This window comes from Bordetella tumulicola (assembly GCF_965138755.1).
Taxonomy (GTDB): domain Bacteria; phylum Pseudomonadota; class Gammaproteobacteria; order Burkholderiales; family Burkholderiaceae_B; genus Bordetella_A; species Bordetella_A tumulicola.
In genome coordinates, this window is the sequence record NZ_CBCSFP010000004.1 from 234,905 (window position 1) to 261,898 (window position 26,994).

24 protein-coding genes and 1 pseudogene are annotated in these 26,994 nt (G+C 59.4%); 12 read left to right on the forward strand and 13 right to left on the reverse strand.

Features of this window, described 5'->3' with window-relative positions:
* Positions 1-39 precede the first annotated feature (39 nt).
* Complete coding sequence (locus ACNAZS_RS13620; protein WP_415790101.1) at positions 40-657, forward strand: cysteine dioxygenase family protein; 618 nt, start codon at positions 40-42, stop codon at positions 655-657.
* Positions 654-2,255, forward strand: a complete 1,602-nt coding sequence (locus tag ACNAZS_RS13625; RefSeq protein WP_415790103.1) for a rhodanese-related sulfurtransferase — start codon at positions 654-656, stop codon at positions 2,253-2,255. Before ACNAZS_RS13620 ends, ACNAZS_RS13625 begins: the two co-directional genes overlap by 4 nt.
* A 106-nt stretch (positions 2,256-2,361) precedes the next feature.
* Here ACNAZS_RS13625 and ACNAZS_RS13630 read toward each other — a convergent pair whose 3' ends face one another.
* Complete coding sequence (locus ACNAZS_RS13630) at positions 2,362-3,180, reverse strand: aspartate dehydrogenase (RefSeq protein WP_415790105.1); 819 nt, start codon at positions 3,178-3,180, stop codon at positions 2,362-2,364.
* Between the two features lie 179 nt (positions 3,181-3,359).
* Between ACNAZS_RS13630 and ACNAZS_RS13635 the strand changes: the two genes are divergently transcribed.
* Positions 3,360-3,875, forward strand: a complete 516-nt coding sequence (locus tag ACNAZS_RS13635) for a DUF6314 family protein (protein WP_415790107.1) — start codon at positions 3,360-3,362, stop codon at positions 3,873-3,875.
* On the opposite strand, the gene ACNAZS_RS13640 is transcribed toward ACNAZS_RS13635, so the two are convergent.
* The 3 genes from ACNAZS_RS13640 to ACNAZS_RS13650 form a co-directional block, all read right to left on the reverse strand.
* Entirely contained in the window at positions 3,813-5,111 is a 1,299-nt protein-coding gene (locus ACNAZS_RS13640) for a TRAP transporter large permease (protein ID WP_415790109.1), read from the reverse strand. The two genes, ACNAZS_RS13635 and ACNAZS_RS13640, sit on opposite strands and share 63 nt — an antisense overlap.
* Entirely contained in the window at positions 5,108-5,572 is a 465-nt protein-coding gene (locus tag ACNAZS_RS13645) for a TRAP transporter small permease (protein WP_415790111.1), read from the reverse strand. Before ACNAZS_RS13645 ends, ACNAZS_RS13640 begins: the two co-directional genes overlap by 4 nt.
* Positions 5,573-5,667: 95 nt before the next feature.
* Positions 5,668-6,681 (reverse strand): TRAP transporter substrate-binding protein, encoded by a 1,014-nt coding sequence (locus ACNAZS_RS13650; protein WP_415790113.1) that lies wholly within the window; start codon positions 6,679-6,681, stop codon positions 5,668-5,670.
* Positions 6,682-6,931: 250 nt separating this feature from the next.
* On the opposite strand from ACNAZS_RS13650, the gene ACNAZS_RS13655 reads away from it, so the two are divergent.
* The 3 genes from ACNAZS_RS13655 to ACNAZS_RS13665 are packed head-to-tail and all read left to right on the forward strand — an operon-like array spanning position 6,932 to position 9,862.
* Positions 6,932-8,005: a LacI family DNA-binding transcriptional regulator gene (locus tag ACNAZS_RS13655; RefSeq protein ID WP_415790115.1), complete on the forward strand. Its 1,074-nt coding sequence runs from the start codon at positions 6,932-6,934 to the stop codon at positions 8,003-8,005.
* Complete coding sequence (locus tag ACNAZS_RS13660) at positions 8,002-9,015, forward strand: hydroxyacid dehydrogenase (RefSeq protein WP_415790117.1); 1,014 nt, start codon at positions 8,002-8,004, stop codon at positions 9,013-9,015. The genes ACNAZS_RS13655 and ACNAZS_RS13660 overlap by 4 nt, the downstream gene beginning before the upstream one ends.
* Before the next feature lie 16 nt (positions 9,016-9,031).
* Positions 9,032-9,862 (forward strand): amidohydrolase family protein, encoded by an 831-nt coding sequence (locus ACNAZS_RS13665; protein WP_415790119.1) that lies wholly within the window; start codon positions 9,032-9,034, stop codon positions 9,860-9,862.
* On the opposite strand, the gene ACNAZS_RS13670 is transcribed toward ACNAZS_RS13665, so the two are convergent.
* The 4 genes and pseudogenes from ACNAZS_RS13670 to ACNAZS_RS13685 all read right to left on the reverse strand — a co-directional run bounded on the left by ACNAZS_RS13670 (position 9,848) and on the right by ACNAZS_RS13685 (position 13,810).
* Entirely contained in the window at positions 9,848-10,852 is a 1,005-nt protein-coding gene (locus tag ACNAZS_RS13670; RefSeq protein WP_415790121.1) for a LysR family transcriptional regulator, read from the reverse strand. The genes ACNAZS_RS13665 and ACNAZS_RS13670 overlap by 15 nt on opposite strands.
* A gap of 42 nt (positions 10,853-10,894) precedes the next feature.
* Positions 10,895-11,948, reverse strand: a pseudogene (locus ACNAZS_RS13675) (tripartite tricarboxylate transporter substrate binding protein).
* 79 nt (positions 11,949-12,027) lie between these two features.
* Positions 12,028-12,759 carry a Sua5/YciO/YrdC/YwlC family protein gene (locus tag ACNAZS_RS13680; RefSeq protein ID WP_415790123.1) on the reverse strand — a complete coding sequence of 244 codons (732 nt, stop codon included), beginning with the start codon at positions 12,757-12,759 and terminating at the stop codon, positions 12,028-12,030.
* 67 nt (positions 12,760-12,826) lie between these two features.
* A complete protein-coding gene (locus ACNAZS_RS13685; protein WP_415790125.1) occupies positions 12,827-13,810 on the reverse strand; it encodes a Bug family tripartite tricarboxylate transporter substrate binding protein in 984 nt (327 codons plus the stop codon).
* 258 nt (positions 13,811-14,068) lie between these two features.
* On the opposite strand from ACNAZS_RS13685, the gene ACNAZS_RS13690 reads away from it, so the two are divergent.
* Both ACNAZS_RS13690 and ACNAZS_RS13695 read left to right on the forward strand, forming a co-directional pair.
* Positions 14,069-15,613 (forward strand): acetolactate synthase large subunit, encoded by a 1,545-nt coding sequence (locus tag ACNAZS_RS13690; RefSeq protein WP_415790127.1) that lies wholly within the window; start codon positions 14,069-14,071, stop codon positions 15,611-15,613.
* A 100-nt stretch (positions 15,614-15,713) separates the two neighbouring features.
* The gene (locus tag ACNAZS_RS13695) at positions 15,714-16,694 is read left to right on the forward strand and encodes a Bug family tripartite tricarboxylate transporter substrate binding protein (protein ID WP_415790129.1); all 981 of its coding nucleotides are present in this window, start codon (positions 15,714-15,716) and stop codon (positions 16,692-16,694) included.
* 191 nt (positions 16,695-16,885) lie between these two features.
* Here ACNAZS_RS13695 and ACNAZS_RS13700 read toward each other — a convergent pair whose 3' ends face one another.
* A complete protein-coding gene (locus tag ACNAZS_RS13700) occupies positions 16,886-18,325 on the reverse strand; it encodes an NAD-dependent succinate-semialdehyde dehydrogenase (protein ID WP_415790131.1) in 1,440 nt (479 codons plus the stop codon).
* A 246-nt stretch (positions 18,326-18,571) separates the two neighbouring features.
* Here ACNAZS_RS13700 and ACNAZS_RS13705 point away from each other — a divergent pair, with 246 nt between their 5' ends.
* The 3 genes from ACNAZS_RS13705 to ACNAZS_RS13715 all read left to right on the forward strand — a co-directional run bounded on the left by ACNAZS_RS13705 (position 18,572) and on the right by ACNAZS_RS13715 (position 20,334).
* The gene (locus ACNAZS_RS13705) at positions 18,572-18,805 is read left to right on the forward strand and encodes a putative hemolysin (RefSeq protein WP_415790133.1); all 234 of its coding nucleotides are present in this window, start codon (positions 18,572-18,574) and stop codon (positions 18,803-18,805) included.
* A gap of 89 nt (positions 18,806-18,894) precedes the next feature.
* Positions 18,895-19,170, forward strand: a complete 276-nt coding sequence (gene frmR / locus ACNAZS_RS13710) for a formaldehyde-responsive transcriptional repressor FrmR (RefSeq protein WP_415790136.1) — start codon at positions 18,895-18,897, stop codon at positions 19,168-19,170.
* Positions 19,171-19,224: 54 nt separating this feature from the next.
* Positions 19,225-20,334: an S-(hydroxymethyl)glutathione dehydrogenase/class III alcohol dehydrogenase gene (locus ACNAZS_RS13715; protein ID WP_415790137.1), complete on the forward strand. Its 1,110-nt coding sequence runs from the start codon at positions 19,225-19,227 to the stop codon at positions 20,332-20,334.
* 78 nt (positions 20,335-20,412) lie between these two features.
* On the opposite strand, the gene ACNAZS_RS13720 is transcribed toward ACNAZS_RS13715, so the two are convergent.
* Together ACNAZS_RS13720 and ACNAZS_RS13725 are read right to left on the reverse strand one after the other, a co-directional pair.
* On the reverse strand, positions 20,413-22,863 hold the full coding sequence (locus ACNAZS_RS13720; protein ID WP_415790139.1) for a carbohydrate-binding family V/XII: 2,451 nt from the start codon (positions 22,861-22,863) through the stop codon (positions 20,413-20,415).
* A gap of 133 nt (positions 22,864-22,996) precedes the next feature.
* Positions 22,997-23,620 (reverse strand): FMN-binding negative transcriptional regulator, encoded by a 624-nt coding sequence (locus ACNAZS_RS13725; protein WP_415790141.1) that lies wholly within the window; start codon positions 23,618-23,620, stop codon positions 22,997-22,999.
* A 169-nt stretch (positions 23,621-23,789) separates the two neighbouring features.
* On the opposite strand from ACNAZS_RS13725, the gene ACNAZS_RS13730 reads away from it, so the two are divergent.
* Positions 23,790-24,686 carry a MurR/RpiR family transcriptional regulator gene (locus tag ACNAZS_RS13730; RefSeq protein ID WP_415790143.1) on the forward strand — a complete coding sequence of 299 codons (897 nt, stop codon included), beginning with the start codon at positions 23,790-23,792 and terminating at the stop codon, positions 24,684-24,686.
* A gap of 188 nt (positions 24,687-24,874) precedes the next feature.
* Here ACNAZS_RS13730 and ACNAZS_RS13735 read toward each other — a convergent pair whose 3' ends face one another.
* Entirely contained in the window at positions 24,875-25,741 is an 867-nt protein-coding gene (locus tag ACNAZS_RS13735) for an isocitrate lyase/PEP mutase family protein (protein ID WP_415790145.1), read from the reverse strand.
* Positions 25,738-26,910, reverse strand: a complete 1,173-nt coding sequence (locus tag ACNAZS_RS13740; protein ID WP_415790147.1) for a TauD/TfdA family dioxygenase — start codon at positions 26,908-26,910, stop codon at positions 25,738-25,740. Before ACNAZS_RS13740 ends, ACNAZS_RS13735 begins: the two co-directional genes overlap by 4 nt.
* Positions 26,911-26,994 lie beyond the last annotated feature (84 nt).

Sequence of the window (26,994 nt, forward strand, 5' to 3'; positions counted from 1 at the left end):
TATACCGATCCATCTTGCCGGGACGAGCAACCTGTCACTATGAACCATCCGTCGACGACGACCCCTATTGCTGCGTTGCGTACATTCGTGATCCGTTTTGCGGAGCTATTGGCGCGCCATCCTGATGAACCCACCATTTTGCGCGAAGGCGGCGCACTACTGGGGCAGTTGGTCTCGCAGGACGATTGGTTGCCGGACGAGTACGCGCAGCCAGACCCCGATTTTTATCGTCAGTACCTGTTGCACGCGGATTCGGCGCAGCGTTTTTCTGTGGTGAGTTTTGTTTGGGGCCCCGGGCAGCTTACTCCCATCCACGACCATACCGTATGGGGCTTGATCGGGATGTTGAGGGGCGCAGAGACCTCTCAGCCCTATGCGCTGGATGCTTCATCCGGTATTCGGATGGCGGGTGAGGCCGTCAGGTTGACGCCGGGGCAAGTCGAGGCGGTGTCCCCGACAGTAGGCGATGTGCATCGCGTCTCCAACGCCTACGACGACAGGGTATCGATCAGTATTCATGTCTACGGCGCTAATATTGGCGCGGTGAATCGCAACGTTTATACGGACGAGGGGGCGCGCAAGCCCTTTGTTTCGGGCTATCACAATACGACCCTTCCCAATATCTGGGATCTATCCAAAGAGTTGAAGAAACAATGAGCGTGACGCAAGCGACAGCACCCATTCCCACGGTGTCCTTTCACGATGTCCGCGAGACGCTGCTGGCCAGGCGAGAGATCGCATTGATCGACGTGCGTGAAGAAGACCCCTACGCGCAGGAGCACCCGCTGTGGGCCGCTAATTTTCCCCTGGGGCGGCTCGAGCTGGACGCCTGGGAGCGCATTCCCAGGAAAGACACACACATCGTGGTGTACGGCCATGATGCGTCCGGCGATCTGGCGCCCCGCGCCGTGCAGGTGCTGCGGTCGCTTGGCTATAGCGATGTCGTTGCCCTGGAGGGCGGGCTTGAGGGGTGGCGTGCTGCGGGCGGAGAGATCTTTCGCGATGTAAATGTCCCGAGCAAGGCGTTTGGCGAGTATGTCGAGTTTCATCGTCATACGCCGTCGCTCAGCGCCCAGGAAGTGCAACAGCTGATTGACGACAAGGCGGACATGGTCATTGTCGATGCGCGCCGGTACGACGAGTACAACACCATGAGTATTCCGACGGCCACCAGTGTGCCGGGCGCAGAACTCGTTTTAAGGATTCGAGAGCTGGCGCCGGATCCGGCGACACGGGTGGTTGTCAATTGTGCGGGCCGCACACGCAGCATCATTGGCGCGCAATCCTTGGTCAATGCTGGCATCCCTAATAAGGTCGCCGCGCTACGCAATGGCACGATAGGTTGGAAACTCGCCGGCCAGGACCTCGATCACGGTGCGACACGCCACTACGGCGAGGTGTCGGACGACACTCGTGTGGCGGCGCAGGCGGATGCGCGCCGCGTGGCGGATTTAGCAGGCGTGCGGCGTATCCGTCTTGAGGATGTAGCGAGCTTGCAGGATGCGCAACGTACGCTTTACCGGTTCGATGTGCGTACACCCGAAGAATACGTGGCGGGGCACTTGCCCGAGTTTGCGTCGGCGCCGGGTGGCCAGTTGGTTCAAGAAACCGATCACCGCGCGCCGGTGCGTGGTGCACGAATTGTCCTGGCCGATGACGATGGCGTTCGGGCATCAATGAGTGGATCGTGGCTGGCGCAGATGGGGTGGGAGGTCTATGTGGTAGACCCGCCTGTTGGCGGGGACGTATCGGGTGCCTGGAGCCGCGCGGAGCCCGCGCTGCCCCAAGTACCGTCCGTCACGCCGGAGGTGCTGGAGCAGTGGCTGGAATTTGACGAAGACATCCGGGTCGTGGATCTGGCACCGAGTGTACAGTACGTGAAAGGGCATATTCCGGGCGCCTGGTTCGCGATACGCGCGCAATTGGCGTCGGCACTGAAAACCATGGGCCAGGCGCAGCGCTATGTATTTACGTGTGGTTCGGGCGCGCTCGCGCAATGTGCGGCGCATGACGCCCAGCGCCTGACGGACGCACCGGTTTATGTTCTGGAGGGCGGCAACCGCGCGTGGCAGGAGGCGGGGTTGCCCCTCGAACAAGGCGAGACGCACTTGGCGTCCGCTCGCACGGATCGCTATCGACGACCTTACGAAGGGACCGACGCCCCGCCGAGCGCTATGCAGGCCTATCTGGATTGGGAGTACGGACTGGTCGAGCAGTTGGGACGCGACGGCACACACGGGTTTCGGGTGGCGTGACGCCGACACTCAGCGCTGGCTGAGTGCTGGCATCACCCGTATGTCCGACCCAGCAGCTGTGGGTGGTCGCTTAGGTGGCCGTTTTGGTAGCCATTTGCGCGGCCGTTTAAGTCCCGATACGCAACGGCGACACCATCTTGCGCAGCGCTGCCACGGCGGACAACGCCGTGATACGGCCGGTCCGGGGGTTGCTTTCGCTAGGGATGTTCTGGATTTCCATGCTCAGCTTGGCGGCTTCCGCATCGATTTCGATGCGATGGATATTACGCGTCACGGTAGGGTCGGCCCAGATCTCCAGGATCGTGCGATCAGGTCCGGCACCGGCTAGCGACAGGGACACGGCGACGTTCAGATTCGCGGGAAAGCCCGACGCGGCTTCGCGTGCGGTGCCCGTGTAAATCATCGTGGGCTCGGTGATGGCATCGAGGTCGATGTTGTTTTGGACGACGTAGGGGGCGCCCGCAAAGCCGCGCGGCGGTTTGCGGCTGACCATGCGCACTTCGTTGATCTTGCCTTCGGCCGCCGCGGTGACCGCATCCAGACCGAGCAGGGCACCGGTGGCGACGATGATCTGTCCGCCGTGTTCACGAGCGATCTCGATCAGGTGCTCGTTCAGCAGCAGTGCGCCTGAGCTCAGTACTAGCAGTTTCTTGCCCGCCTTGAGTACCGGTTCGGCGATGCGTGGCAACAGGGCAGCGGGTGCGCATTCGACGACGACATCGCAGTGCTCTACGAGATGATCGATGTCGGTATACGTGACGGGCTGTGCAAAGGTATACGCGTTACGTGCTTTCTCGACATCGCGAACACCAAGGGCAACCAGTTGCACGCCAGGGACGCCTGCGTCGAGTTTGGCGGCAATGGACTGGCCGATCGCGCCAAAGCCGGCGATGCCGACGCGCAGGACGGGGGATGAGGTAGACATAAAATAGCTCCAGAAGACTTGGCGAAAGTATATGCCGAACGGTAATCCCTGTTACCTGGATAGTGTTATTGAACGGATCAGCAGGCCCGCGCGGCTATGATTGAGCCACTCATGAGAAGCCTGCTCTGGGAGGGCCAGCACATGGCGCTTTTTATGCGTGAATCAACACAGGCACGACGATGAATGTTTCCGATCTGCTGGACATGCTCGAAGGGGCGTGGCGACTGAGCCGCAGCATCGAGGCTGAGGGGGCAGTCATGCAGGGGCGCGCGCAATTCTCGCGGCTTGCCCAGGACGCGCTCCTCTATCGCGAAGAGGGGGTGTTGACGCTGCACAATGGCCAGACGGTTCGGTGCACGCGCAGTTATCGGTTTCTTGCGCAGGGCGAATCGCTGCAGATTGTGTTCAACGATGCACCGGATGCGGGCAAGCCCTTTGTGACGTTGCGCTTTAGTGACGCGCCGTCAGGGGGGGTGATCGCCAACGACGAGCATCTCTGCGTAGCGGACACGTATTCGGTGCGCTATTGCCTCAGGTTGCCCGCCGGTTACGAGACCGATATCTCCGTCTCGGGACCACGAAAAAAGTATCGCGCCGTGACGCGATACTCAAAAATCGACGATGATCAGGCTTTAATTTCCGCCGATGACCTGATGAGGCAGCCAGGTGGCGATCTCGGGAATCAGCATGATTGAGACCATCACCAGCACGATCACGCCGAGCAACGGCCAGACCGCATGAACCCCTTGGGCGAACGGGATCTTTGCAATGCTGGTCGTGATGAATAGCAAGATGGCGACAGGAGGAGTAAGCCCGCCGATCTGCGTAATCATCACCATGATGATCCCGAGTTGCAGCGGATCAATGTGAAAGGCGCTCCCGACATACACGATCGTGGGCACCATCACGACAACCACCGCGAGCCCGTCGAGTATCATGGTCAGGATCAGCATGATGATGGTGAGCAAGACCAGCATCAGCAGCGAACTATCCGTGACACCCTTGAGCGCGGCCAATACGGTGTCGTTGAAATCCAGATAGCTCAATAGCCAGCCCAGGACACCGGCCATGCCAAGTACCCCGGCGACCATGGCGGTCGTCACCGCGGCGTCGACGACGACGCTGGGGATATCCTTCCATTTCAGCTTGCGATACCAGATCATGCTGACAAGCAGGCTATATACGCATGCCACCACACCGGCCTCGGTGGCGGTGAATACTCCGCTGAGGATCCCCCCCATGATGACCACGGGCGCGAGCAAGGCGGGCCAGACGCGCAGGGTCTCCCGATAGATCTGCTTCAGAGACGAGCGCGGTTGCGTGACGCGTAGCGCCGCATTGGACGGCAGATAAGACAGTGCGTAGATCACGACCATCAATAGCGTCGCGATCATGATGCCAGGCACCACGCCCGCCATAAACAGTCCGCCGATGGATACACCGGTGATGGATCCGTAGACAATCATGGTCATGCTGGGCGGGATGATGGGACCTATCGTGGAGGCCGCGGCGACGATGGCCGCCGCCAGACCGGGCTTGTAGCCGCGCTCTTTCATGGCCGGAATGATCACCGAGCCGACGGCCGCGGCTTCCGCCGTCGAGGATCCCGAAATATTGGCCATGGCCGTGCATGACACCACCGCGGTATGCCCCAGGCTGCCGCGTATATGTCCGACCAACGACTGCGAGAACTCGATGAGTCCGGCGCTCAACCCGCCGCGCGTCATGATGGCGCCTGCCAGGATGAAATAGGGCAGTGCCAGCAGGCTGAACGAGTCCAGCATGGCAAAGGCTTTTTGTGGCACCAAGGCCGGTACGAGGCCCGGAATGATCATCGCGCCGGCCAGGCTGACCGATGCGATAGACAACAGAATAGGGATGCCGAAGAACACCAGCACCAGCATGGCCGCGAAGATAATAATCAGCGTCATGATGGGCGCTCCTCAGACTTCAGGCGCGCGGCCATCGTGGCGACGACGCAGAGAACAAGATAGGCGCCGCCGATCACCATACCCGCGTAGACCAGCGACATGCTGATGCCCAAACCCGGGCTGAGCTGATATTTCGTGACTTGCATCAAGCGCCAGGTGTAGGCCATCAACGAAAGGCCCAGACCTATCCAGAGTAAGTCGATGACCCAAAGCATGGCACGTTGCATTTTTGCTGGGAACCGCTCAAAAAAAGTATCGACCCGCAAATGCGCGCTGCGGTTGTACGCGATGGGAATCGCCAGAAAGACCAGCCAGACGAAGGCGAATTTCTGAAATTCTTCGCTCCAGCTCAACGATACGTTCAGCACAAAACGGTTAAAGACCTGCAGTGTTCCAGCGATGACGATGGCCGCGAACAGCAGGGTAATCAGGGCCTCGACAAACTTGTTGATGTAGCGCATCGGCTTCTCGGAATAGCGAAACGGTATCAGGCTAATGACGGCGAATGGGCGCGGCGCCGGCTGGGAGCCGGGCCGCAAGTGAAACGTCGTGGGTGTTACTGCACCGCGCGAATTTCGGTCAGCAGTTCAGTGCCGCCTACGTCCTTGGCGATCTTGTCTTGCAGCCCTTGGGCTTTTTCGCGGAATTCGGTGGTGTCAACCGTCGTGATGGTCATGCCTTTCGCGCGCAGAAACTCGAGTGCCTCTTGTTCGCGGATCGGTGCGAGCGCCCGGTTGACGTCACCGGCCAGCTTGGCGCCGTCCATCACTACTTTTTTCTGTGCGTCGCTGAGCTTATTCCACTCGTTCAACGAGCAGGCAAAGACCGCGGGGCCCAGGAAGTGATTGGTGATGGCGAGGTTCTTGGCGACTTCGTAGAACTTGTTGGTGACAACCACGGCAGAGCCGTGTTCGAAACCGTCGAGCACACCGGTTTGCATGGAGGTGTAGACCTCTCCAAACGACATCGGTGTCGCGTTTGCGCCCATCGAATTGATGGTTTCGACATAGACGGGGCTCTGGATGGTACGAATTTTCAGGCCCTTGAGGTCTTCGGGGGTGTTGATTGCCTTGTTGGCGGTGACGATGTTACGTGCCCCCCAGTTGGTCGTCCAGGCCAGCACCTTGAAACCGGATTTCTCGAGATCGGCTGCGATTTCGTCGCCGACCTTACCGTCCAGCGCGCGGTTCATGTGGTCATAATCTTTCCAGAGAAACGGCAGATCAATGACGCCGACGCGCTTAGAGAAGTTATTCAGGATAGCGGTCCCCGCCACGGCGCAGGTGGCGCCGGCACCGAGTTGCATCGCTTCAAATACCGCACGCTCATCGCCCAATGCGCTGCTCGGGTAGATACGCGCGGACAAGGTATCCGAGTGGTCTTCGAGGTAGTTTTTGAACACCCAGGCGACGATATGGTGTTCGGACGTAATGTCACCGTGGGCCGAGTGGGAAATTTTCCACTCTTTTTTGTCATCGGCGTGGGCGGTCGGCGCAACGGCAAGCGCTGCGGTAGCTAGCAGGGCAGCCAACAGCGGTTGGGTGCGAAAACGGGGCAAAAGGGATCTCATCGTGTCTCCTCCTGTGATTGAGTCAAGGTCTGTCAGAATTAGATATATCGTTTTAGTAGATCGTTTTACCAATACCTTATCACGACCTGATTTCTTGCGACAGTAATCAGCTATTAGGCATTACCCTAATATCCTTAAACAGGATGATTTTGATAGAAAAAAACGATACAGAGTTATTTTTTTGAGCCATGATATAGTCAATAAAACGATTTACTATAACGATTCATTTATTTGCGAAACGAGGAGCCTGATGGCAACGATCCAGGATGTCGCCCGGTTAGCTGACGTCTCGATCAGTTCGGTGTCTAACGTGTTGAACGGCCGAACCGAACGGATGCGTCCGGACACCTTCGTCCGCATTCAACAGGCCATCGACAAGCTGGGATACCGTCCCAATCAAATGGCCCGGCACCTGAAGACCGGCCATCTCCCGATTCTGGGTTTATTGGTTCCTTCTATGTCCAATCCGTCGTTCGGCCAAATGGCGGTCGCCATCGAGGCCGTGGCGCAATCCAGGCACAATTACCGGGTGTTGGTGTGCAACACCTACCGCGACAAACATCTCGAAGCCAAGATGCTTGATGATCTGATCGGCCTGGGTATCCGGGCCGTCATTGTCATTTCGTCGCTCAATGACGAGCGGCATATCGAGGCGGCGATTGACAAGGGGCTGGCGGTTGTCAGCTATGACTTGGGTATCGATCCCTCCAAGCCCACCAAGCACGATCACGTTTTACCGGACAACCGCCTGGCAGGTCGCCTGGCAGCGAATCACTTGATCGAGCACGGGCACCGGCATCTGGCGTTCGTCAAACCCAAAGGGGCGACGATCAGCCGCCGAGAAAAAGTCGAGGGTTTTTTAGCGGCCGCGAAAGAATCAGCGACAGAGTGCTCCGCGCAGATCATCGAAATCGACGGCGGCTCGCGATTTGGCGATAACGAACTGGGTCAATTGGGCTTTGAAGCCGCGCAGAAAATCGTCGCGCTGTCGCCAAGACCCACCGGGGTGGTGGCGGTCAATGATATGACCGCGATCGGTGTGATGGCAGGGTTACGGCACTGCGGTTTGTCTATCCCGGAGGATGTTTCGGTGGTTGGCATGGATAACGTCGCGGTCTCCGAGTACGTCTGGCCGCCCCTGACAACGGTGGCGACCCCCGTGCGTGAGGTTGCCGAAACCATGGTCGAGCAGGCCATCGCGCGCGTCAATGCATCCGACATGCCGCCGCGTGAGTTCAGTTTTCCCCCACGGCTTGTCGAGCGGCAATCAGTGTCCGAGCCCGGTAAACCTTTTCAATCCAACGCCACGCCTCAAAAATCATGACCCGGATTTTTCTTACGCATAACCGCGCCGCGCTGCATCATTACTATGGTGAACGCGCATTGCAACAATTGACGTCGTTGGGTGATGTGCGTTTTCACGATAGCGATGAAGACACATCGCCCGAAGACATCATCCGTCAAGCGCGTGATTGCGAGATTCTGGTCAGTTTTCGCGTCCCGCCGATCGACGCCCAATTGATGCAGGCATTGCCTGACTTGGCTGCCGTATGCCGAGTGGCCGTGGATATTCGCAATATTGATCTTGAGTGCGCCAATCGCCTGGGGATCCTCGTGACGCGCGCCACGCCGGGCTTTGGCGCATCGGTTGCCGAGTGGACCATCGGCATGATGATCAGTCTGGCGCGGCACATCGACAGGGCATCGTATGCCTACCATCATGGTCGTGCGCCGTTGCCGTTGATGGGACGAGAGTTGCGCGGTGCCACGCTGGGCATTATCGGCTATGGCACGATAGGCCAGTATTTGGCCAAGCTGGCGCGCGGCTTTGGCATGAAACTGATCATTAACGACCCGTACATCACTGCTGAAAATGCGCCTGACCTGCAGCAGTGCTCGCTCGACACGTTGTTGGCACAGTCCGACTTTGTGGTGTGCCTGGCACCCGCGACTGCGGCGACGACGCATATGATTGACTTGGCTCGCTTGCAACAGATGCAACCATCGGCCTACTTTATCAACGCATCTCGTGCCGAGTTGGTCAACGAGCACGATTTGCTGCGGGCGTTGGAAGACAACTTGATTGCAGGGTGCGCACTGGACGTGGGATCTGCTGCGGATCAAATGCCGGCGATGGGGCTGGCGGGGCATCCCAAAGTCATCGCGACACCGCATGTCGGCGGACTCACGCCGCAGGCGTCGGAGCATCAGGCCATGGACTCGGTGCGACAAGTGCAGGCGCTGATTGCCGGGCAGATGCCCGCGCCCTGTGTCAACGCGCCCTATGCCATTCGAGCCCGAGATCGTTTCGGACTGCTATTGCCAAAAGCGTGACGCGGGCGGAGGCTTCATGATTCAAACCCTTTGGCCAGTCCCTCCAGACGGCTGCGATTGCCACCTCCACATCTATGATCTGGACGCGTATCCGCTGCCGCAAACATCGCCTGTTTCGCCCCCACGGGCCACTTGGACCGACTATCTCGCGTTGCGCCGCGAGTTGGGAATCACCCGTTGCGTGATCGTGCAGCCGATGGGTTATGGTTTTGACAACCGCTGCACGCTGGATGCCCTGCAAGCCGCAAACGGGTCCGCACGCGCTGTCATTTCCATGCCTGGAGAGGCGACGGACGAAACACTGGCGTCGCTGGCAAGCGCTGGTGTCGTAGGGGTCCGGTTTCAGATGGTGCCCAATAGCGGCAACATCATGACGTGGGATGACCTACCCGCCGCCGCGCGGCGTATCGCCGCCCTGGACTGGAATATCAATCTGCAGTTGGATGGCCGCACGCTACCCGATTACGAAAGCTTGATTACCCAACAACCGTGCCGCGTGGTGATCGATCACGTGGGGAAATTTCTCGAGCCCGTTACTCCACAAGATCCGGCTTTTGCCGCATTGCGGCGACTCCTGGACACCGGCCGCGTCTGGGTCAAGCTCTCGGCAATGTACGAAACCTCTCGTTTGGGTGCGCCCGCGTATCGTGATGTCGGCGTGTTGGCCGAAGCACTGGTGCACCACTATCCCGAACGCTGCCTGTGGGCCAGTAACTGGCCGCATCCCGGTCAGGAGCAGCGTCCTGATGACCGGGGCCTGCTTGCGCTGCTGGATGACTGGTGTCCGTCACAAACCGTGCGTGACCAGATCCTCGTGCACAATCCGGCGCAGTTATACGGGTTCTGAACGTCGAGTATCGAACTTCGCCGGAGCCAGTTCCACTAATGCTTCCAGCACCAAGTCCAACACCGTTTGTGCCGCCGGTGATAAAGATCGATCGCGCCGTTGATAGATACCCAGTATGCGGCACAATCGCGGCCCATGTATGGCAACAGCCGTCAAAATCGGATGACCTGCGGCAGGTAGGGCCGTGGCGGGTAATACGCTGATGCCATAGCCTGCTTCTACCATCCCGTACACCGTCGATATATGAGAAACCGGTGTTTTCCCGCGCAGTTTGACGTGTGCGCGTACCAGTTGGTCGTTGACGATCTGCCAGGTCCCGCTGCCACTGGCAGGCAGGACGAGCCGTTCGCCCGCGAGATCCTTCCATGTGACCCTGCGTCTCGTCGATAACGGGTGTTCGCGAGCACAAACCAGAAAGAAGGGATCTTCCGCCTGTGGGGTAAAAAGCACTGCACTACTTTCGGTGTCGGGTTTTACGCCTAACCCAAAATCCGCCCCGCCCGCGCGTACCGATACCGTGACTTGGCTGGCAACATCATCAAGTATGTCGATTTCCAACTCAGGGTAGCGCTCGCTGCATGCTTTCAAGGCGAGTGGCATGACGCGGCCTGCCAGTGACGCCACGCAAGATATGGTGACACGGCCACGACGTGCCTGAGTCGTAAGCGTCGCGTCGCACAGCAGTCGGTCGTAGTCAGCCAATAGGCGCGCGGCCCCCTGCAAGAAGCTTGCGCCCGCTGCGCTAGGGTGTACCTCCCGGGAACTGCGATCGAACAGCACAATCCCTAATGCCTGCTCTAATTCCGCAATCGCCGCGGACACGGCCGGCGGCGACAAGTGGACGGTCTCGGCCGCACGCCTGAAATTCAGGTGTGTGGCGACCGCGACAGCGACACGCAGTTGGCGCAGGGTAACGCTCATAGGGACTCGCAGATCAGCTTGAGGTACATGCGGGATGTAACCTGACAGCAACACAGTGCGATCCATCATAGCGCGGTGCGCCTCAGCCGTACGTCGTTGGCCACGTGATGCTTATTGGGACGCCAGACCCAATTGCTCGATCACCGGGCCGTATACCGCCAGGTCGTCAGCCAACAGTTGAGAAAACTGTTTGGACGAACCTCCCGCGACTTCAAACCCTTGTTTGGCGGTGGCTTCGCGGGTTGCGTCATCCTGTAAAGCCTTTTCGAATAGGGAGTTCAGGCGCGCGATGATCTCTGGAGGGGTCTTGGCCGGCGCGAAGAATCCTAGCCAACCCGTCGCCTGAAATGTCTTCAAGCTTGACTCTGCGAAGGTTGGCAGATCTGGCAGCATGGTTGAACGCTGCTTACCTCCGCTGGCCAGCGCGCACGCGCCCCGATTCGATAAATGGCAATGCTGTCGAGACACTGATGAAGAACATGTTGACTTCACCGGTGCTGGTGGCGACGATCCCGGGATTGCCTCCCTTGTAGGGGACATGCTGGATTTTCAAGTCTCCAGCATCTCGCTTGAGTACTTCCATGGCTAAATGCTGTGGTGTGCCGATACCCGTGGATGCGTAGTTGAAAGCATCCGGCTTGCTACGCACGAGCGCTATCATTTCGTCTACCGATTTGGCAGGAAAGCTCGGCGTTACCAGGAGCACGTTGTCTAGTGTTGCCCCCAGGATGATTGGCGCAAGGTCGCGACGCACGTCGAACGCTGCCTTTGGATACAGAAGTGGCTGATAGGCGATCGAGGATTGGTCTATCAATATCGTATACCCATCTGGCGACGCATTGGCGACGGCGGCTCCCGCCACCAAACCGGCTGCTCCCACTTTGTTTTCTACGATGACGGACTGACCCGTCTGTTTGGCTAGTGATTCGCCCACCAGCCGGGCAAAAGCATCGGTGCCTCCGCCGGCAGCGTACGGCACAATCAGGCGAATGGGTTTGGACGGAAAACCGTCGCCGTTCGTTGCCGCTATGGCCGGGCCAGCGGTCGCCGCCAGGAACACCAGGGCGCCAGCCAGCATGCGGCGCAGGGTATTGCGCACGGCACGCTGCAGCCCAGCGGGATACGTGTAAACGGATAGATCGTTAGTCGTGAACGGCGAACTCATTGCATTGTCTCCTGAGTATTTTTTATGTTGATTGCCTGCGCTCAGGAATACCACTTTCCGAAGCGCATGCGGGAATGCGCTATACCAGGCTCATGCTGCCTTCGGTGGGGCGATTTGGCAGGTCCAGAGAAAACTGTTTGCTCAGAATGGCCTGGATTTCTTCGTACAGGCAGCCGAAACGCAGGATTCGACGCGTGCCCATTTCGATGATGGTGCTGCCCACAAAATGAGGGTTCGCATATCGGCAGCGGCCGTAGTCGACGGCGATGTCGACGTGGTTCAAGAGTTCGGGCTCGATATCATTCAACTCGAACTTGTTCCCTTTGAGAGAGACATTGGCGGACGAGCCCATCATCGGTGAGCTGGATTCAAAAGACAGACGAGCCAGTTCCCGGTGCAGGGAGCCTGCATTCATCAGCAGATCCATGGTCGGCCCCTTGGTCGAGCGGCGTAATGCGCCAAACTCGACGGTGCGCAGGAAGTCATGATCGGGTCGATAGGTGCCTACGATGGACAGGGGCATATCGTGGTCGATGGTGATGCATTTCACGATATCCCGGTCCAACTGCTCGCACTCGATGACTTCGCTGAATGTGTCCCAGTTTCCCAATATGCCATTGGGTTTTGCGCTGCTGCGGTTTTTGAGTTCATAGATTCGTTCAACTGCGCGGGCCGTGTGGGCGAAGATCGCGTAGGAAACGTCAAACGGGATAACGCAAACGCCGCCGGCACGCGCCATATTGAAAACACGTCGTGCATTGTCGCGGACGGTTGCAGGATTGGGTTCGTGGCCGGGATTGATGAGCTGCATGAGGAACGTCTCCTTGGGATTAAAACGGAAATTGGCGTTGATTAACTGAGGATGAGTGCGACGTGGATCAATCGAGTTGAAGTTTCAAGGCTTCCAGAATGGGCTTCCAGCGCTCGTACTCGTTGCGCAATGCCTCGCTAGTTTGTTGCGGGGTGGTGGCGTAGGGCTCATAGCCCTGCTGATTCAGGATGGAAACGAAATCCGGGTCGCGAACGACGGCGTCAATCTCTTTATGCAAGCGATCGACAACGGCTCGCGGCGTTTTGGCGGGCGTCAGGACGACGAACCCCAATTCCAGGTGGGCCTTGGGCAGGCCTGACTCGACCATGGTGGGAATGTCCGGGGCCAGGGATGTGCGTTCGGAGGTCATGACCGCTAGTGGCGTCAGATCACCCGTTTTGATGTTGCCACGCACCGCGCCTAACGTGAACATGCCTACTTGCACATGGCCGCCGAGCACATCGACTAACGAAGGGCCGCCACCACGATAAATGGCTTCCCCTAGTTGCACCTGCGCCTCGCGGGCGAAAAGCTCAAAAGCGAGATGATGCGGCGTGCCGAGTCCCGGGTTGGCAAAGTTCAATGTGTCGGGTTTTTGGTGAGCCAACGCAATGAATTCCTGCAGGTTCGAGGCCGGCAGTTTCTTATTGCTGGCAAAAACCAGGGGTGACTTGGCGACGTAAGTGATGGGCGACAAATCTCGGTAGAAATCGTAGCCGAGCTTGCGATAAAGCAACGGAGCCAGCGCGATACCATCAGTGTTAATCAGCAGGGTGTAGCCATCGGGGGCTGCGCCGGCGACGTATGCTGTCCCGATATTGCTGCTTGCTCCGCTCTTGTTCTCGATAATGACCGGCTGGCCTAGTCGTTGTCCCAGTTTGTCGGCCAGTGGTCGGGCTAAGCTATCGGCACCGCCTCCGGGCGAGAAAGGGACGACGAGCTTGATCGGCTTGTCCGGATACGCCGCGTTAGCCAAGGGGGATGTGACGGCCGCGCAGAGCGTGAAGACGCTCGCGAGTCCAGCAAGGGCCCATTTCAACTGCCTATTCATGATATGTCTCCGTCGATGTCGTTCTTATGACGGACAGGTTAGGAGGCGTCTCGCGGTCAGTCCAGTTGATTGTTTTGAATGATCATTCAGCTTTTTTTATCGATAAGCGGCATGTTGGCAATGCACATGCGCAACGCGACTATTGTTGTGCAGCGCGCACCGAGGAACTCGCCATGTGGTAAGTTTTCACTGCACTGCCCATAGCGGTTATGCGGTACAAGATTGTCTGTTCAACAAACGAGTCCTGGAGATATCCCAATGAATGGCGCCAAAAGCCTGGTTCAAACGTTACTTGCCTCAGGTATTGATACGTGCTTTGCCAATCCCGGCACGAGCGAGATGCATTTTGTGGCGGCCTTGGATCAAGTGCCGGGCATGAAGTGTGTCCTGGGTCTTCAGGAAAACGTGGTGACCGGCATGGCGGATGGGTATTTCCGTATCGCCCGCAAGCCCGCCTGCACGCTGCTGCACTGCGGCCCGGGCCTGGCCAACGGCATGGCTAACCTGCATAACGCGCGCCGTGCGCGCAGCGGCATCGTCAATATCGTGGGCGATCAGGCGACTTATCACCGCCCCTTTGATGCGCCGCTGACAGCAGACACGACGGGGATGGCGCAAACGGTGTCACAGTGGGTGCGTGCCAGCACGCTGAGCGCGAATCTGGGCCGGGACGCAGCAGAGGCCGTTGCGGCAGCCCAAGTTTATCCGGGTCAGATCGCCACGCTGATTCTGCCCGCCGACGTGTCCTGGAACGAAGGCGGTGTGGTCGGTACGCGGATCAGTGTGCCCGCCACGCCACCCGTGGACGGCAATGCGGTCGAGCATGTGGCTCGGACGCTGCGCGCCAAGGGCGCCGATACCCTGATCCTGCTGGGCGGTCCCGCCACGTTGAGCGAGGCTCAACCCCTGGCATGGCGCGTGGCGCAAGCGACGGGCGCCACGTTGATGGGGGACTTTGTCACGGGCCATGTGGCACGCGGTCGCGGACGTCTGCAGCTCGAGCGCACGCCGTATGTCATGGAGGCGGCCATCCAGGCGCTCGAGCGCTTCAAGCACATTATTCTCGTGAATGCCAAGGGTCCAGTCGGCTTCTTTGGTTACCCAGGGTTGCCGTCGGAGCAATACGCACCGGATGCACAATTGCATGTCTTGTCCCGGCCCGATCAAGACCCTGTTGCGGCGTTGCAAGCACTGGTGTCTGCCCTGAATGCCCCCGAGGTCGAGATTCCTGATCCCGGTCCACGTCCAGAGATCGCGACGGGGACGCCCACGCCTGAAGGCCTGGCCCAGACAGTCGCTGCGTTAATGCCTGAGAATTCCATCGTCTCGGACGAGAGTGTTTCTTTTGGTCGTGGTTTCTATAAGTTTAGCCACGCCGCGCCCGCGAATGATTGGTTGCATCTGGCGGGTGGCGCGATTGGCGACGGGCTGCCCGTCGCGACGGGAGCGGCGATCGGCGGGCAGAAGCAACGGCGCGTGATTAGTTTGCAAGCGGATGGGTCCGCCATGTACTCGCTACAGTCGCTTTGGACGCAAGCCCGCGAGCAGTTGCCGTGCACGACGATCATTCTGAACAACAGCAAATACAACATTCTGATTAATGAGTACAAAAATGTCGGTGCGACGCCGGGTGACACCGCGATGAGCATGCTGGATCTTGGCAATCCGTCGCTCAATTGGGTGAGCCTGGCCAACGGGATGGGCGTAGAGGCGGCCCGTGCCACGACACTCGAGCAGTGCGGTGATCTGATGAAGAGCAGCTTTGGAAAACAGACGCCGTTCTTGATCGAACTGATGGTGTAAGGGGCGGCCCGAGAATCAATTCCGGTGATATACGTCTCGTACGATTTGGCAAGACGTACGAGCATTCCCAACTAGCATCAGGTGGATGGAGACACAGACAATGAAATTGACTCGGCTATATAAATATTTGGGTGCAATCGCCATTGGCGGCGCGGCGATGGCTGCGCATGCGGATACCTATCCTGACAGACCGATTACGTTAATTGTTCCCTACCCGGCAGGAGGGACGACCGACTTGGCGGCGCGGACTATTGCCCAAGCGATGGGACCCTATCTGAAGCAATCGATTGTCGTCGACAATCGTGCGGGCGCGGGCGGAAGCATCGGCATGGGGATGCTCAAGCGCGCGGATCCCGATGGGTACACCATTGCGATGGGGACGATTGGCACGCAGACCATTAACCAGTTCCTCTATCACGACATGCCGTACGATCCGGCTAAAGATTTCGCCTCTCTGGCCATGGTACTGACGACGCCGAATGTGATAGCGGTGCGCCAGGACTCGCCGCTGAAGACGATGCAGGATCTTTTCGGCAAAGCCAAAGCCAGCAAGGACAAGCCCATTTCGTATGGATCGCCTGGCGTCGGGTCGTCGGTGCATTTGACCGGCGCGTATCTCGAACAGGCCGCCGATATCGAGATGCTGCATGTGCCGTTCAAAGGTGTGTCGGGCTCGATGCCTGCGTTGATCGGCGGACAGATCGATGTACTGATGGACAATTTGCCCAGCACGATCAGTCAGCTAAAGGATGGATCTCGCGTCCGCGCGCTGGCTGTGACCTCCGCAGAGCGGTCATCGTCGTTACCCGATGTCCCGACGGTCGTGGAGTCCGGGATCGCGGATTTCGACGTAACGGCCTGGTTTGCGCTGTATGCCCCGGCTGGCACGCCCTATGACGTGCAGGCAAAGTTGATCGACGCCGCGACCCAGGCACTGGCCAGTGCGGACGTGAAGGCGCAACTGGCGGCCTTGGGCGCCACCGCGGGCACGCTCACAGGCAAAGACCTTGCCGCATTCGAGGACAAGGAACGTCAGCGCTGGAGTCAGCTCATTAAAGAGCGAAATATCACCACCAATTAGGACGCCGTCGTCAAAATCGACGACAAACTCATGGTCGAATTGTGTAGCGAAGTCGATCGTGATCGCCACGGCATAGAGTTCGATGTGGATCAGATTCAGGTAATGTGATTGCTTGATTTTCCGCCCTATTAGCGCAAACCGCCCCCCGCTCGACGACCGAGCGGGGGGCGGTTTGTTTAGGGCTTTAGACGTTAGACGCCGACGACCGATACGGCCTTGGTGACCAGATAGGCTTCGAGCGCCTCAGGGCCGCCTTCGGAGCCGTAGCCCGAGTCCTTCACACCGCCGAACGGCAACTCAGCCGAGGGTGTGGCGGGCTGGTTGATCCAGACCATGCCGACTTCCAGGCGACGCGAGAGTTCGTTGACGTTTTTGAACGAACGCGTGTAGGCATAGGCCGACAAGCCGAAAGGCAGGCGGTTGGCCTCGTTGATGGCTTCGTCCAGCGATTCAAAGGTGCGGATCGCGGCGATGGGGCCGAAAGGTTCTTCGTTGAAGATGTCGGCGTCCAGTGGTACGTCGGACAGAATGGTCGGCGAGAAGAAGTTGCCGGCCGTGCCCACGCGTTCCCCGCCGGTCATGACCCGTGCGCCTTTTTCGCGGGCGTTCTTGACGATCTTGTCCATGGCGACCAGGCGGCGGTCATTGGCCAGCGGACCCAGCGTCGTGCCATCGGTCAGGCCATCACCCAACTTGAGGTTTTCGGCGTGCGCCACGAAGGCTTTTTCAAAGTCGGCCTTGACGGACGAGTGCACGAGGTAGCGGGTCGGCGAGATGCAGACCTGGCCGGCGTTGCGGAACTTGGCGGCGCCTGAGGCCTTGACGGCCAATTCGACGTCGGCGTCCTCGGCGACGATCACCGGGGCGTGGCCGCCCAACTCCATCGTGACGCGCTTCATGTGCTGGCCCGCCAGGGCGGCCAGTTGCTTGCCGACCGGGGTGGAGCCCGTGAAGGTCACCTTACGGATGATCGGGTGCGGGATCAGGTAGCTGGAAATCTCGGCCGGCGATCCAAACACCAGACCGATCACGCCCTTGGGGATACCCGCATCAACGAAGCAATTCAGCAAGGCAGCAGGAGAGGCCGGGGTTTCTTCGGGGGCCTTGACCAGGAACGAGCAGCCTGCCGCCAGGGCCGCGCCCAGCTTGCGGACGATCTGGTTGACCGGAAAGTTCCACGGCGTGAAGGCGGCGACGGGGCCGACGGGCTCTTTCAACACCATTTGATGGGCGGCGACGTTACGAGCCGGAATGATGCGGCCATACACGCGCAGGGCTTCGTTGGCGAACCAGTCGATGATTTCGGCGCCGGCTTTGACTTCGACGCGAGCCTCGGTCAGCGGCTTGCCTTGTTCTTGGGTCAGCAGGCGCGCGATGTCGTCAGCACGCTCACGGATAATCAACGACGCCTTGCGCATAATGGCGCAGCGCTCGTGGGCGGACATGTTGCGCCAGGTCTCGAAGCCGCGTTGGGTTGCGGCCAGTGCCGCGTCCAGATCCTCGCGAGATGCACTGGCGACCTGGCCGATCTTGGCGCCGGTCGCGGGATTGACGACGTCAATGCGATTGTTGCCTTTGGCTTCGCGCCATTCGTTGTCAATCAACAGGAGAGTGTCGGGATAACTGCTCATGAATGCTCCAAAGGGGATGTTGCGATCGACTCGACCGGGTTTTGATGCCAAGAGTCGGAGGAAAACGGTAGCCGCCCGGCGATCAGGGCGATATATCCAGGAGTTAACACCTGCTGGCGCTATCTGTCAAAACGGGGTAATCGGAAATTGTATAGGGATAACGGGGACAAAGTGGCGGCATTGCGGATGAAATCGGAGGGGCGGCGCAATATACTGGGTTTCGGTCTTGGTTGACGGAGAAATAAAGTGTCAAGGAAATGGTTGAGCGTCTGTGTGGTCATGCTGGCGGGATGCGCAAGCCAGAATGAGCCCTCTGTCGGCATGGCGAATCCGGCATCGGTGTATTGCGGGAAGGTCGGCGGACAGCTTGAAATCCAGCAGACCCCCTCGGGCGAGATTGGCATTTGCGTATTACCCAGCGGCGAGCGTATCGAAGAGTGGACGTTGTTTCGCCGAGATCATCCCGAGGCAAAGATCTGAGTTTTCTTATGACGGAACGGTGAAGCGTGAGTGCGTGCGCGGGTTGATATATACTCCCTCCTAGTATATTTTGATGCCTGTTTTGACCTATGCCTCATTCCCCTGATGAAAAAAAGCGGGCCCTCGCGAGGGTGCGTCGCGTACGTGGTCAGTGCGATGCGCTGGAACGTGCGCTTGAGGCCGGCGCAGATTGCGGCCCCGTGCTGCAGCAAATCGCAGCCATTCGCGGCGCGATCAATGGGCTGATGTCCGAGGTCCTGGAATCACATATCCGCGAGGGTTTTAGCGATCCCTCGGCGCCTGGCGATAAGTATGATCAACGCGTGCAAGAGCTTCTGACCTTGGTGCGCACTTACTTGAAATAATCAATATTGCCAGCCTGGCTGTGCAGTTTGCTTTCCCTTTACGGAGCCATATCCATGAAATCCCGTGCCGCCGTTGCCTTTGCCGCAGGCCAACCCTTGCAGATCGTCGAGCTTGATGTCGAGCCCCCCCGTAAAGGAGAAGTGCTCATCAAAATTACGCATACCGGGGTTTGCCATACTGATGCCTTCACGCTCTCGGGCGAGGATCCGGAAGGCTTGTTTCCGGTCGTCCTGGGCCATGAGGGGGCGGGCGTGGTCGTCGAGGTCGGAGAAGGTGTCACCAGCGTCAAGGCCGGCGATCATGTGATTCCGCTCTACACCGCCGAATGTGGCGAGTGCTTGTTCTGCAAGTCGGGCAAGACCAATTTGTGCGTGGCCGTGCGGGCGACGCAAGGCAAGGGCGTAATGCCCGACGGCACGACGCGTTTCTCGTACAACGGTCAGCCGGTCTATCACTACATGGGTTGTTCGACGTTCAGCGAGTACACGGTGGTCGCCGAGGTGTCGCTGGCCAAGATTAATCCTGATGCGAATCCCGAGCACGTCTGTCTGCTGGGCTGCGGTGTGACGACCGGCATCGGTGCCGTGCACAATACGGCCAAAGTCCAGGAAGGCGATTCCGTCGCCGTGTTTGGTCTGGGCGGGATCGGGCTGGCCGTGCTTCAGGGCGCACGCCAGGCCAAGGCAGGCCGCATCATCGCCGTTGACACCAATCCCGACAAATTCGGCCTAGCCAAAGTCTTTGGTGCTACCGATTGCCTGAATCCCAAGGATTTCGACAAGCCCATCCAGGAAGTCATTGTGGAGATGACTGGCTGGGGGGTCGATCATTCGTTCGAATGCATCGGCAACGTCAACGTCATGCGTGCTGCGCTCGAGTGCGCACACCGTGGTTGGGGGCAGTCGGTCGTGATCGGCGTAGCGGGCGCGGGCCAGGAAATCTCGACTCGTCCATTCCAGTTGGTGACGGGGCGTCGTTGGCTGGGCACAGCGTTTGGCGGGGTCAAGGGCCGTTCGCAATTGCCGGGCATGGTCGAAGACGCGATGTCGGGCAAGATCGAGCTCGCCCCCTTTGTGACACACACCATGGATCTGGACGAGATCAACAATGCTTTTGATCTGATGCACGAGGGCAAATCAATCCGTAGCGTTGTGCACTATTAAAATTAAAAAAGGCGCGACCCTTGTTCGGGGTCGCGCCTTCTACGTTATCGATGTCGATATAACGATGTCTGAGGCAGATTAACGACGTCCGCCAAAGCGACCGCCACCAAAGCCGCCTCCACCAAAGCGACCGCCGCCGCCAAAACGGTCTCCGCCGCCAAAGCGATCACCGCCCATGCCTCCGGACCAGCTCATGTCGCTGCGATTGTCGCTCCAGTCACGCGCCTGACGTTGCCCATCCAGGTAGTTGCCCGTGGCATTGCTCGACGAGAAATCGCTGCGTTGCATGGGCTGCCAGCCTGACGAGGTATGTTGTTGCCAGCCGCCGTCGGCAGTGTGCTGGTAAACATTACCGTTATGGTCACCGTAGAGGTTGCCGTTGTTCCATGCGACGGTGTTGCCGGTATGGCTGTCATGCTCTACCCCGCGACGATCGACGCTGTTGGCACCGTCACCGGCTTGGCCGGTGGCCGTCGTACCCGATACGACGGTGCGTCCGGTATCGCTGTTGGTGCGGGCGCTCTGGCGCCCCGCACGCCATTGGCCATCGTCGTTTTCGACGACACCCGAACGGCTGGCGCCTGATACGCCCGTCGCGGTATTCTTGTAGGCATCGCGCTGCCCGGCGGCATAGTTGCCGGAGTAAGCGTTGTAGTCGGCGCCGCGCGAGCCCTCGAATCGGCTACCCGTGGCAGAGTTGTAGACGTCCGCGTGGCCGGTGCGCCATTCGTTGCCGGTCCAGTCGTTGTAGCCGACGCTACGGGTCACGGCGCCTTGGCCCCATGTGCCATAGACGTTGGTCCGATTGATATCCACGCCGCGCGAATAAGCGAACCCGTCGTACGGCCCCCAATAGGGTTCGGGCCCCCACATGTCTGCCGCGGCAAAGCCGAATGCGAAGCCCGCCGCGGTATCCAGCGCGGCGTTATACCCATAGGTAGGCGGATAGCTGACCCACGTGTTGTCGACGACAGTGGGGGGATAGGCGTAGCCAGTGCCGTACACCACCGTGCCGTCCGGGTTGACCACCATACCCAGGTAGCCCGGCGTATAGCCCACCACCACGGCATCGGGTGTGGAGCCATAGATATGGACGTAGGTGACGTAGTGCAGCGGCGACTCGGGGGGAATGGTGTAAATGGACGAGGGAACCGAATCGGCCACGCGCCACGGTCCCTGGGGTGAGCTGGCGGTGAACCAGACCGCCTTCGACATGGCGTAGTACTCGTTGCTGGTGACCTGGATCACGGGCACCGAGGTATTGGTCGCATAGTGCAATGAGGTGCCGGCGATACGATCAAACTTGGGCGACCCGCCGATGTAGTTGACGTGCAGTGTCGCCTTGGTGCGGGATACGGTTGCCGTTTGCGGAATCGTCGAGGCGATGAGTGCCTCTTTGGCTTGTGGTGTTCCAGGTACCGAGGCCAGTACGCCCGCTTGGGGATCGTGGATATCGATGCGGGCAAAAGCCGGATTCAGCTTGTTGCCGGGCACGTAGCTCCAGGTACCGTCCAGTTTCGACGCGCTGAACCAGCGCCCGGATACAAGTAGGTAGTAGTGGTTGTCCGACGGCAGCATGAATAGCGCATGGTCGGCATTATTGACGGACAGCAGGCTGGTGCCTTGCACGGGCCGCATCTGCGCCGGGCCCTGCAGCAGGACGAGTTCGGCGGGATCAGAGGATACGATCATGGCTGGCGGCTGGGGCGGTCGTGCTGCGCCTTTGGCGAGCAACGGATCGACGGGCGCCTGTCGGGCTGCCGCGGCGGCCACGGTGAGCAGGGCTTGCGAGGGGGATTCGCTTTGCCATCCCTCGAGCAGCGAGCGAGACGTGTACCAATAACCCGCGGCATTCGAGTGGTATTCCCCGTTGGGGCCACGGACAATCAGGGCGCGACTGTTGATGACGCGCTGCCAGCCTTCGACTTGCGGTACCGGTTTGAAGATGGCTTTCCCGTCGATCAGCACCAAGACGGTCGGCGTCGTGCGAACGAAAATTTGCGGGGGCGTGTTTTTGACCTGGACGGTCTTCAAGTCCGCCAATTGCCGCGAAGCGGTGTAGCTGAGTTGCAGTTCGCTCAGGCGCACGGTCATTTCGACGGGGAGACGCGAGCTGAATTGTTCCCGTACGGTTTGTGCCGTGTCGGGCGCCGTGGGAATCTGGACGCGTGAAATCTGAAAATGCGTCAGATGGACTTCGTCGTTGGCCTTGTTTATTACCTCGGCGTCGGCGCTGAAATCCGCCACCCCGTAGGTCGGATTGCCGTTGGTGGGGCCCGTGGCAATGGCTGCGCGACCCGTGATACGGGTACCTGTCCAGCTATCAATCTGCGGCTGGTAGATTTCGTAGCGAGTGCCATGAAAATCCAGCTTGCGAGGCCATTGGGGCGCGATGCTCTGGGAGCGTGGCGCGGTGGCCTGCGGCGGCGCGGGTTGGGCAGAGACGCTGACGCCGCTGGTGGCTACCGTTGCCGCGAATAAGGCGGCGATGATGGTTGCGGGTTTCAAGTTATTGCTTTTGTCGAACATCACGCTTTCCTCGGGGTTGGTCTTCGGCCTACTCGGAAACAGCTTTCAGAAAGGAATCCATCTGAGCATTTTGCCCGTACAAAGTTCATTTTCTTGTTACAAAACAAGGGGCGTCTGTTTCCCCCCGGGGATGCTATCCCGCGTGGCGCATCATATCCGCTAATTCGTGGGCGCCGCGTGCGTCCAAGCCATCCGCCGCGCCCAGGCGATCGCGGGCGGGCTTGTTTTGACCCAGCTTGCGCTTGCCAACGAGCGAGGTGATCTCGATTTCGATGCCGACGATGTTTTGCAACATGCTGTCGATGTACTCGGGCGTGGAGTCGCCCATTTTCCAGGGCTTGGGTTCTGTGGCCTCGTGCCGTTTGGTCAATTGCGCGACGACCCGGCGCACGAATCGTTCGTCGTCCAGGATGGTGAGCACCCCATGGGCATGGACCACCTCGTAATTCCAGGTGGGGACTTCGCGGTGGGTCTCGTGCTTGTTGGGATACCAGTTGGGCGAGATGTAGCTCTGGGCGCCACGAAAGACGACCATGACGGCAGAGCCGTCCGGACAGCTTTGCCATACGGGGTTGGCCCGGGCGACGTGGGCCCAGAGTCGTCCGTGCGGTCCGACCGCGGGATCCAGTTCGAAGGGGATGTGATTCGCGTCCAGTCCGTCGGCGCCCTGGGTCACGAAGACGCCCAGCGGATGCTGGCGAATAATGCGGTGGAGTTCTTCCGGCCGGTCTTCGGCAAAATGCGAGGGAATATACATGGTGGCTCGATGCGGCGGCGCGCACAAGATAAGGGACCCCATAATGTTGCTTAAAACGGGCCTAATAACAAGTGCAACAAGTGCCGGAAACAGCATCTGGGACAAGCCGGGTGGCGTTGGGCGGTCATACTGTTATGCGAGAATGTTTGCACCTTTCACCGTCAAGCTTATGGCCACTACCAAAAAGCCTCCTGTCGCCGAGCCCACCGTATCCCACGCGGCACCGTCTGCCATGCTGGCGCGTATCGAAAGCCTGCTTCCCACCATGGGGCCGGCGAGTCATCGCATCGGCGAATTCGTCAGCCGTTATCCCGACCAGGTGGTGCACATGTCGGTCAGCGAGGTGGCCGAGAAAACCGAATCCAGCGAGGGCAGTGTCATCGGTTTTTGCAAGCTGGTGGGAGCGTCGGGGTTTCAGCAACTGAAGATTTCGTTGGCCCAGGAAATCGTGAGGCCGGTGCAGTACATCCACGAAGACCTCGCCCCAGAAGACAGCGCCGGTACCGTGGTGTCCAAGATTTTCCAGAGCAATATCCAGGCGCTGCAGGAAACCGCTTCGGTACTGGATACCCAGGCGCTGGAGCAGGCCGTGCGAGTGCTTGCGCAGGCCCGTCGCATTGAAATCTACGGCATAGGCAGCTCGGCCACCATTGCCGAAGACGCGCATTACCGGATGCTGCGCATTGGCCTGAACGCGACCGCGGTCACGGATTCGCACGTGCAGGCCATCAGCGCCTCGCTGACCGGCCCCGATGTGGCCGTGCTGACCATCTCGCATTCTGGCAGTACGCATGAAACCGTGCTGGCCACGCGCCTGGCCAAAGAAGCCGGTGCGCGTACCATCTGCATCACCAATTTTGGCAAATCGCCTATTCAGTCGTTTGCTGACGTGGTGTTGCACACCATCGCGCGCGAGACACGCTTTCGTACCGAGGCGATGACCAGTCGTCTGGCTCAGTTGGCCATTATTGACGCATTGATTGCGTGTCTGGCATTGACCAACTACGACAAGTCGGTCGCTACCCTGAAAAGCACATTCAATGTGCTGTCGCTCAAGCGCTACTAAGTCCGAAGACCAGGTCCGAAGCCCAAGCCCGAACGCTGAGCCCGGAAGTCCGAGCCTCAGCGTGTTGCGGCCCGCCTCTGCGCGACGCAACACGATTAACGTTCGTTGTCCCGGGCCGGGACGCCGGGTACAGACGACGGGATCCGAGCGTCAGTCGGCAGGGTGGTCGTTGGCGTTCGGGCGTGTGATTACTTCTCGTAGCTGCGCCCGAGTTCCAGCAGTTCCGGCGTGCCGATCAGGCCGTTCAGCGCGTTGAAGTCATTCATCTCGCCCCACAGGGGCTGGGTTGTCCCGTGGTTTTTCAGGCTGGCAAAGTAGCGCTGCAGTTGATGGGACACAAAGCGTGCCGTGCCACCCGGATAGATCACGATGCGATAGCCGCGGGCCGAGAGTTCTTCGACGCTACCTACGGGGGTCTTGCCACCCTCGACCATATTGGCCAGCAGCGGGATGCGTGTAGCGTACTTGCCGCAAACCCGATCCATGTCGTCGCCCGACACGACAGCTTCGATGAAGAGGGCGTCGACGCCGCAGGCCAGATAGGCGTCGGCGCGCGCCAGGGCCGCGTCCAGGCCTTCGACGGCAACGGCATCGGTACGGGCCAGAATAAGCGTGTCGGTCGAGTGCCGCGCATCAAGGGCCGCGCGCAGTTTGCCGCACATTTCCTGCGTCGAGACCAGTGTCTTGTTGTCCAGGTGACCGCAACGCTTCGGAAAGGTCTGGTCTTCCAACTGAATCATCGCCGCACCGGCGCGCTCGAACGTGCGCACAGTGCGCTGGGTATTCAGGGCGTTGCCGTAGCCGGTGTCGCCATCGACGATGACGGGCACTTGTACGCGATCGGTGATCCGCGCCAGAACGTCGGCGGTTTCGGTGGCGGTGGTCAGGCCAACATCGGAACGCCCCAGTTGGGTATAGGCGACGGCGCCGCCCGATAAATACAGGGCATCAAAGCCGGCTTGTTCGGCGATCAGGGCTGTCAGGGCGTCATAGACGCCGGGCGCGAGGACGGCGGGACCATTTGCGAGACGCTCACGCAGGTTGACGCGGCTCATACGGGGCTCCCGGCGGTCTCGCTGGGCGAGACAGAGGCGATATAGGCTTGCATGTCTTCCTTGGTGACGGTGGGCTTCCACGTAGTAAAGGGCATGTTCAGTGCGGCGGCCTGGCGTTTTTCGTATGCCAGGAACTCTTCGGTAATGGAGCTGCCGCGCACCCCCCCGCGTACGGAACCCGCGCGGGTATCGCCGTAGTACTCAAGCCAGTCGTCGGGCAGCGGTTGTGATCCGGGGATTGCCAACCACAGTCGTAGCAGATGGCGTTTGAGATCCGGTTCTTCGTAATCTTCAAAGGGCGTGCGCGAGTGCAGCGTGACATAGTTGTTCAGCAATTGCAGGTCGCCGCGTTCCAGTTCCATCGAATAGCAGAATTGGTCAGTGGGCATCAACGTATCCAGCAAGTCCAGGGCTTCGGTCTGTGCCGCGGTCAGGCGGGGGACTTCGGGAAAGTCGTTTTGCGCGGCCACGGTGTTCTTGCGGTTAGAGCGCGCCGAAAAATATTCCGGATGCGAACCGAGGATAGACAAGCGATAGTACGGCGGCTGGCTCGGGTCTTGCGTGCCTTGGTAGCTGTGAAAATAGCGGGTTTTCAAGGCTTCGATCAGATCGGGGCGGATTTTCTGGATGGCATCGCGCAGCGCGATCGAGCTGACGACTTTGCTGGTGCCGCCCGATTTGGCCGTACGACGGCAGAGCAGGGCGACTACGTCGCAGGAGTCTTGGTGAAAATCCAGACCGGCGTTGGTGTTATAGCCGCGTCCGCCTTTGACTTTGTACGAACCACCCGCATCGCGGACGTCGTTGATGTACTGGCTAGCTCGGTTCTGAGTGCGACCGACGCCCATGTACAGGGACATGCCCCAGTAGGCCATGCGAGTCTCGTCTTCGCTCCAGTCATCGACGGGAAAGCCTTTCAGCAGGCACATACCCCAGCGCTGCTGGGTGGCGTCGATGGCTTGTTGTAACGCATCTTGCGAAGCAGCCGGCAGCGGAAAGTCCGCTTGTTCCATGGCCAATAGCGGCTTGTCCAGGCGCTTGGCATGGGCCACGGCGGCTTGAACGCCATCGACCTGCTCGTTCGTCAGGCGCAAGATCCAGGAATCGTCCTGTTTGACTTGGTCTGGTGTCCAGGCGAATGGGCGTTTGGAGGGATCGACTACCGACATATTTATCTCCGTAATGAAGGGTCTGAACATCAATAGCTGCAGTGTAATGACATCACTTCATTTAGAATAACGATGTTATTTGAC

Bases quoted from the DNA above. Each gene is read 5' to 3' on its own strand.
- ACNAZS_RS13620 (WP_415790101.1), top strand. From the start codon at position 40: ATGAACCATCCGTCGACGACGACCCCTATTGCTGCGTTGCGTACATTC.
- ACNAZS_RS13625 (WP_415790103.1), top strand. From the start codon at position 654: ATGAGCGTGACGCAAGCGACAGCACCCATTCCCACGGTGTCCTTTCAC.
- ACNAZS_RS13630 (WP_415790105.1), bottom strand. From the start codon at position 3,180: ATGTCTACCTCATCCCCCGTCCTGCGCGTCGGCATCGCCGGCTTTGGC.
- ACNAZS_RS13635 (WP_415790107.1), top strand. From the start codon at position 3,360: ATGAATGTTTCCGATCTGCTGGACATGCTCGAAGGGGCGTGGCGACTG.
- ACNAZS_RS13640 (WP_415790109.1), bottom strand. From the start codon at position 5,111: ATGACGCTGATTATTATCTTCGCGGCCATGCTGGTGCTGGTGTTCTTC.
- ACNAZS_RS13645 (WP_415790111.1), bottom strand. From the start codon at position 5,572: ATGCGCTACATCAACAAGTTTGTCGAGGCCCTGATTACCCTGCTGTTC.
- ACNAZS_RS13650 (WP_415790113.1), bottom strand. From the start codon at position 6,681: ATGAGATCCCTTTTGCCCCGTTTTCGCACCCAACCGCTGTTGGCTGCC.
- ACNAZS_RS13655 (WP_415790115.1), top strand. From the start codon at position 6,932: ATGGCAACGATCCAGGATGTCGCCCGGTTAGCTGACGTCTCGATCAGT.
- ACNAZS_RS13660 (WP_415790117.1), top strand. From the start codon at position 8,002: ATGACCCGGATTTTTCTTACGCATAACCGCGCCGCGCTGCATCATTAC.
- ACNAZS_RS13665 (WP_415790119.1), top strand. From the start codon at position 9,032: ATGATTCAAACCCTTTGGCCAGTCCCTCCAGACGGCTGCGATTGCCAC.
- ACNAZS_RS13670 (WP_415790121.1), bottom strand. From the start codon at position 10,852: ATGATGGATCGCACTGTGTTGCTGTCAGGTTACATCCCGCATGTACCT.
- ACNAZS_RS13680 (WP_415790123.1), bottom strand. From the start codon at position 12,759: ATGCAGCTCATCAATCCCGGCCACGAACCCAATCCTGCAACCGTCCGC.
- ACNAZS_RS13685 (WP_415790125.1), bottom strand. From the start codon at position 13,810: ATGAATAGGCAGTTGAAATGGGCCCTTGCTGGACTCGCGAGCGTCTTC.
- ACNAZS_RS13690 (WP_415790127.1), top strand. From the start codon at position 14,069: ATGAATGGCGCCAAAAGCCTGGTTCAAACGTTACTTGCCTCAGGTATT.
- ACNAZS_RS13695 (WP_415790129.1), top strand. From the start codon at position 15,714: ATGAAATTGACTCGGCTATATAAATATTTGGGTGCAATCGCCATTGGC.
- ACNAZS_RS13700 (WP_415790131.1), bottom strand. From the start codon at position 18,325: ATGAGCAGTTATCCCGACACTCTCCTGTTGATTGACAACGAATGGCGC.
- frmR (WP_415790136.1), top strand. From the start codon at position 18,895: ATGCCTCATTCCCCTGATGAAAAAAAGCGGGCCCTCGCGAGGGTGCGT.
- ACNAZS_RS13715 (WP_415790137.1), top strand. From the start codon at position 19,225: ATGAAATCCCGTGCCGCCGTTGCCTTTGCCGCAGGCCAACCCTTGCAG.
- ACNAZS_RS13720 (WP_415790139.1), bottom strand. From the start codon at position 22,863: ATGTTCGACAAAAGCAATAACTTGAAACCCGCAACCATCATCGCCGCC.
- ACNAZS_RS13725 (WP_415790141.1), bottom strand. From the start codon at position 23,620: ATGTATATTCCCTCGCATTTTGCCGAAGACCGGCCGGAAGAACTCCAC.
- ACNAZS_RS13730 (WP_415790143.1), top strand. From the start codon at position 23,790: ATGGCCACTACCAAAAAGCCTCCTGTCGCCGAGCCCACCGTATCCCAC.
- ACNAZS_RS13735 (WP_415790145.1), bottom strand. From the start codon at position 25,741: ATGAGCCGCGTCAACCTGCGTGAGCGTCTCGCAAATGGTCCCGCCGTC.
- ACNAZS_RS13740 (WP_415790147.1), bottom strand. From the start codon at position 26,910: ATGTCGGTAGTCGATCCCTCCAAACGCCCATTCGCCTGGACACCAGAC.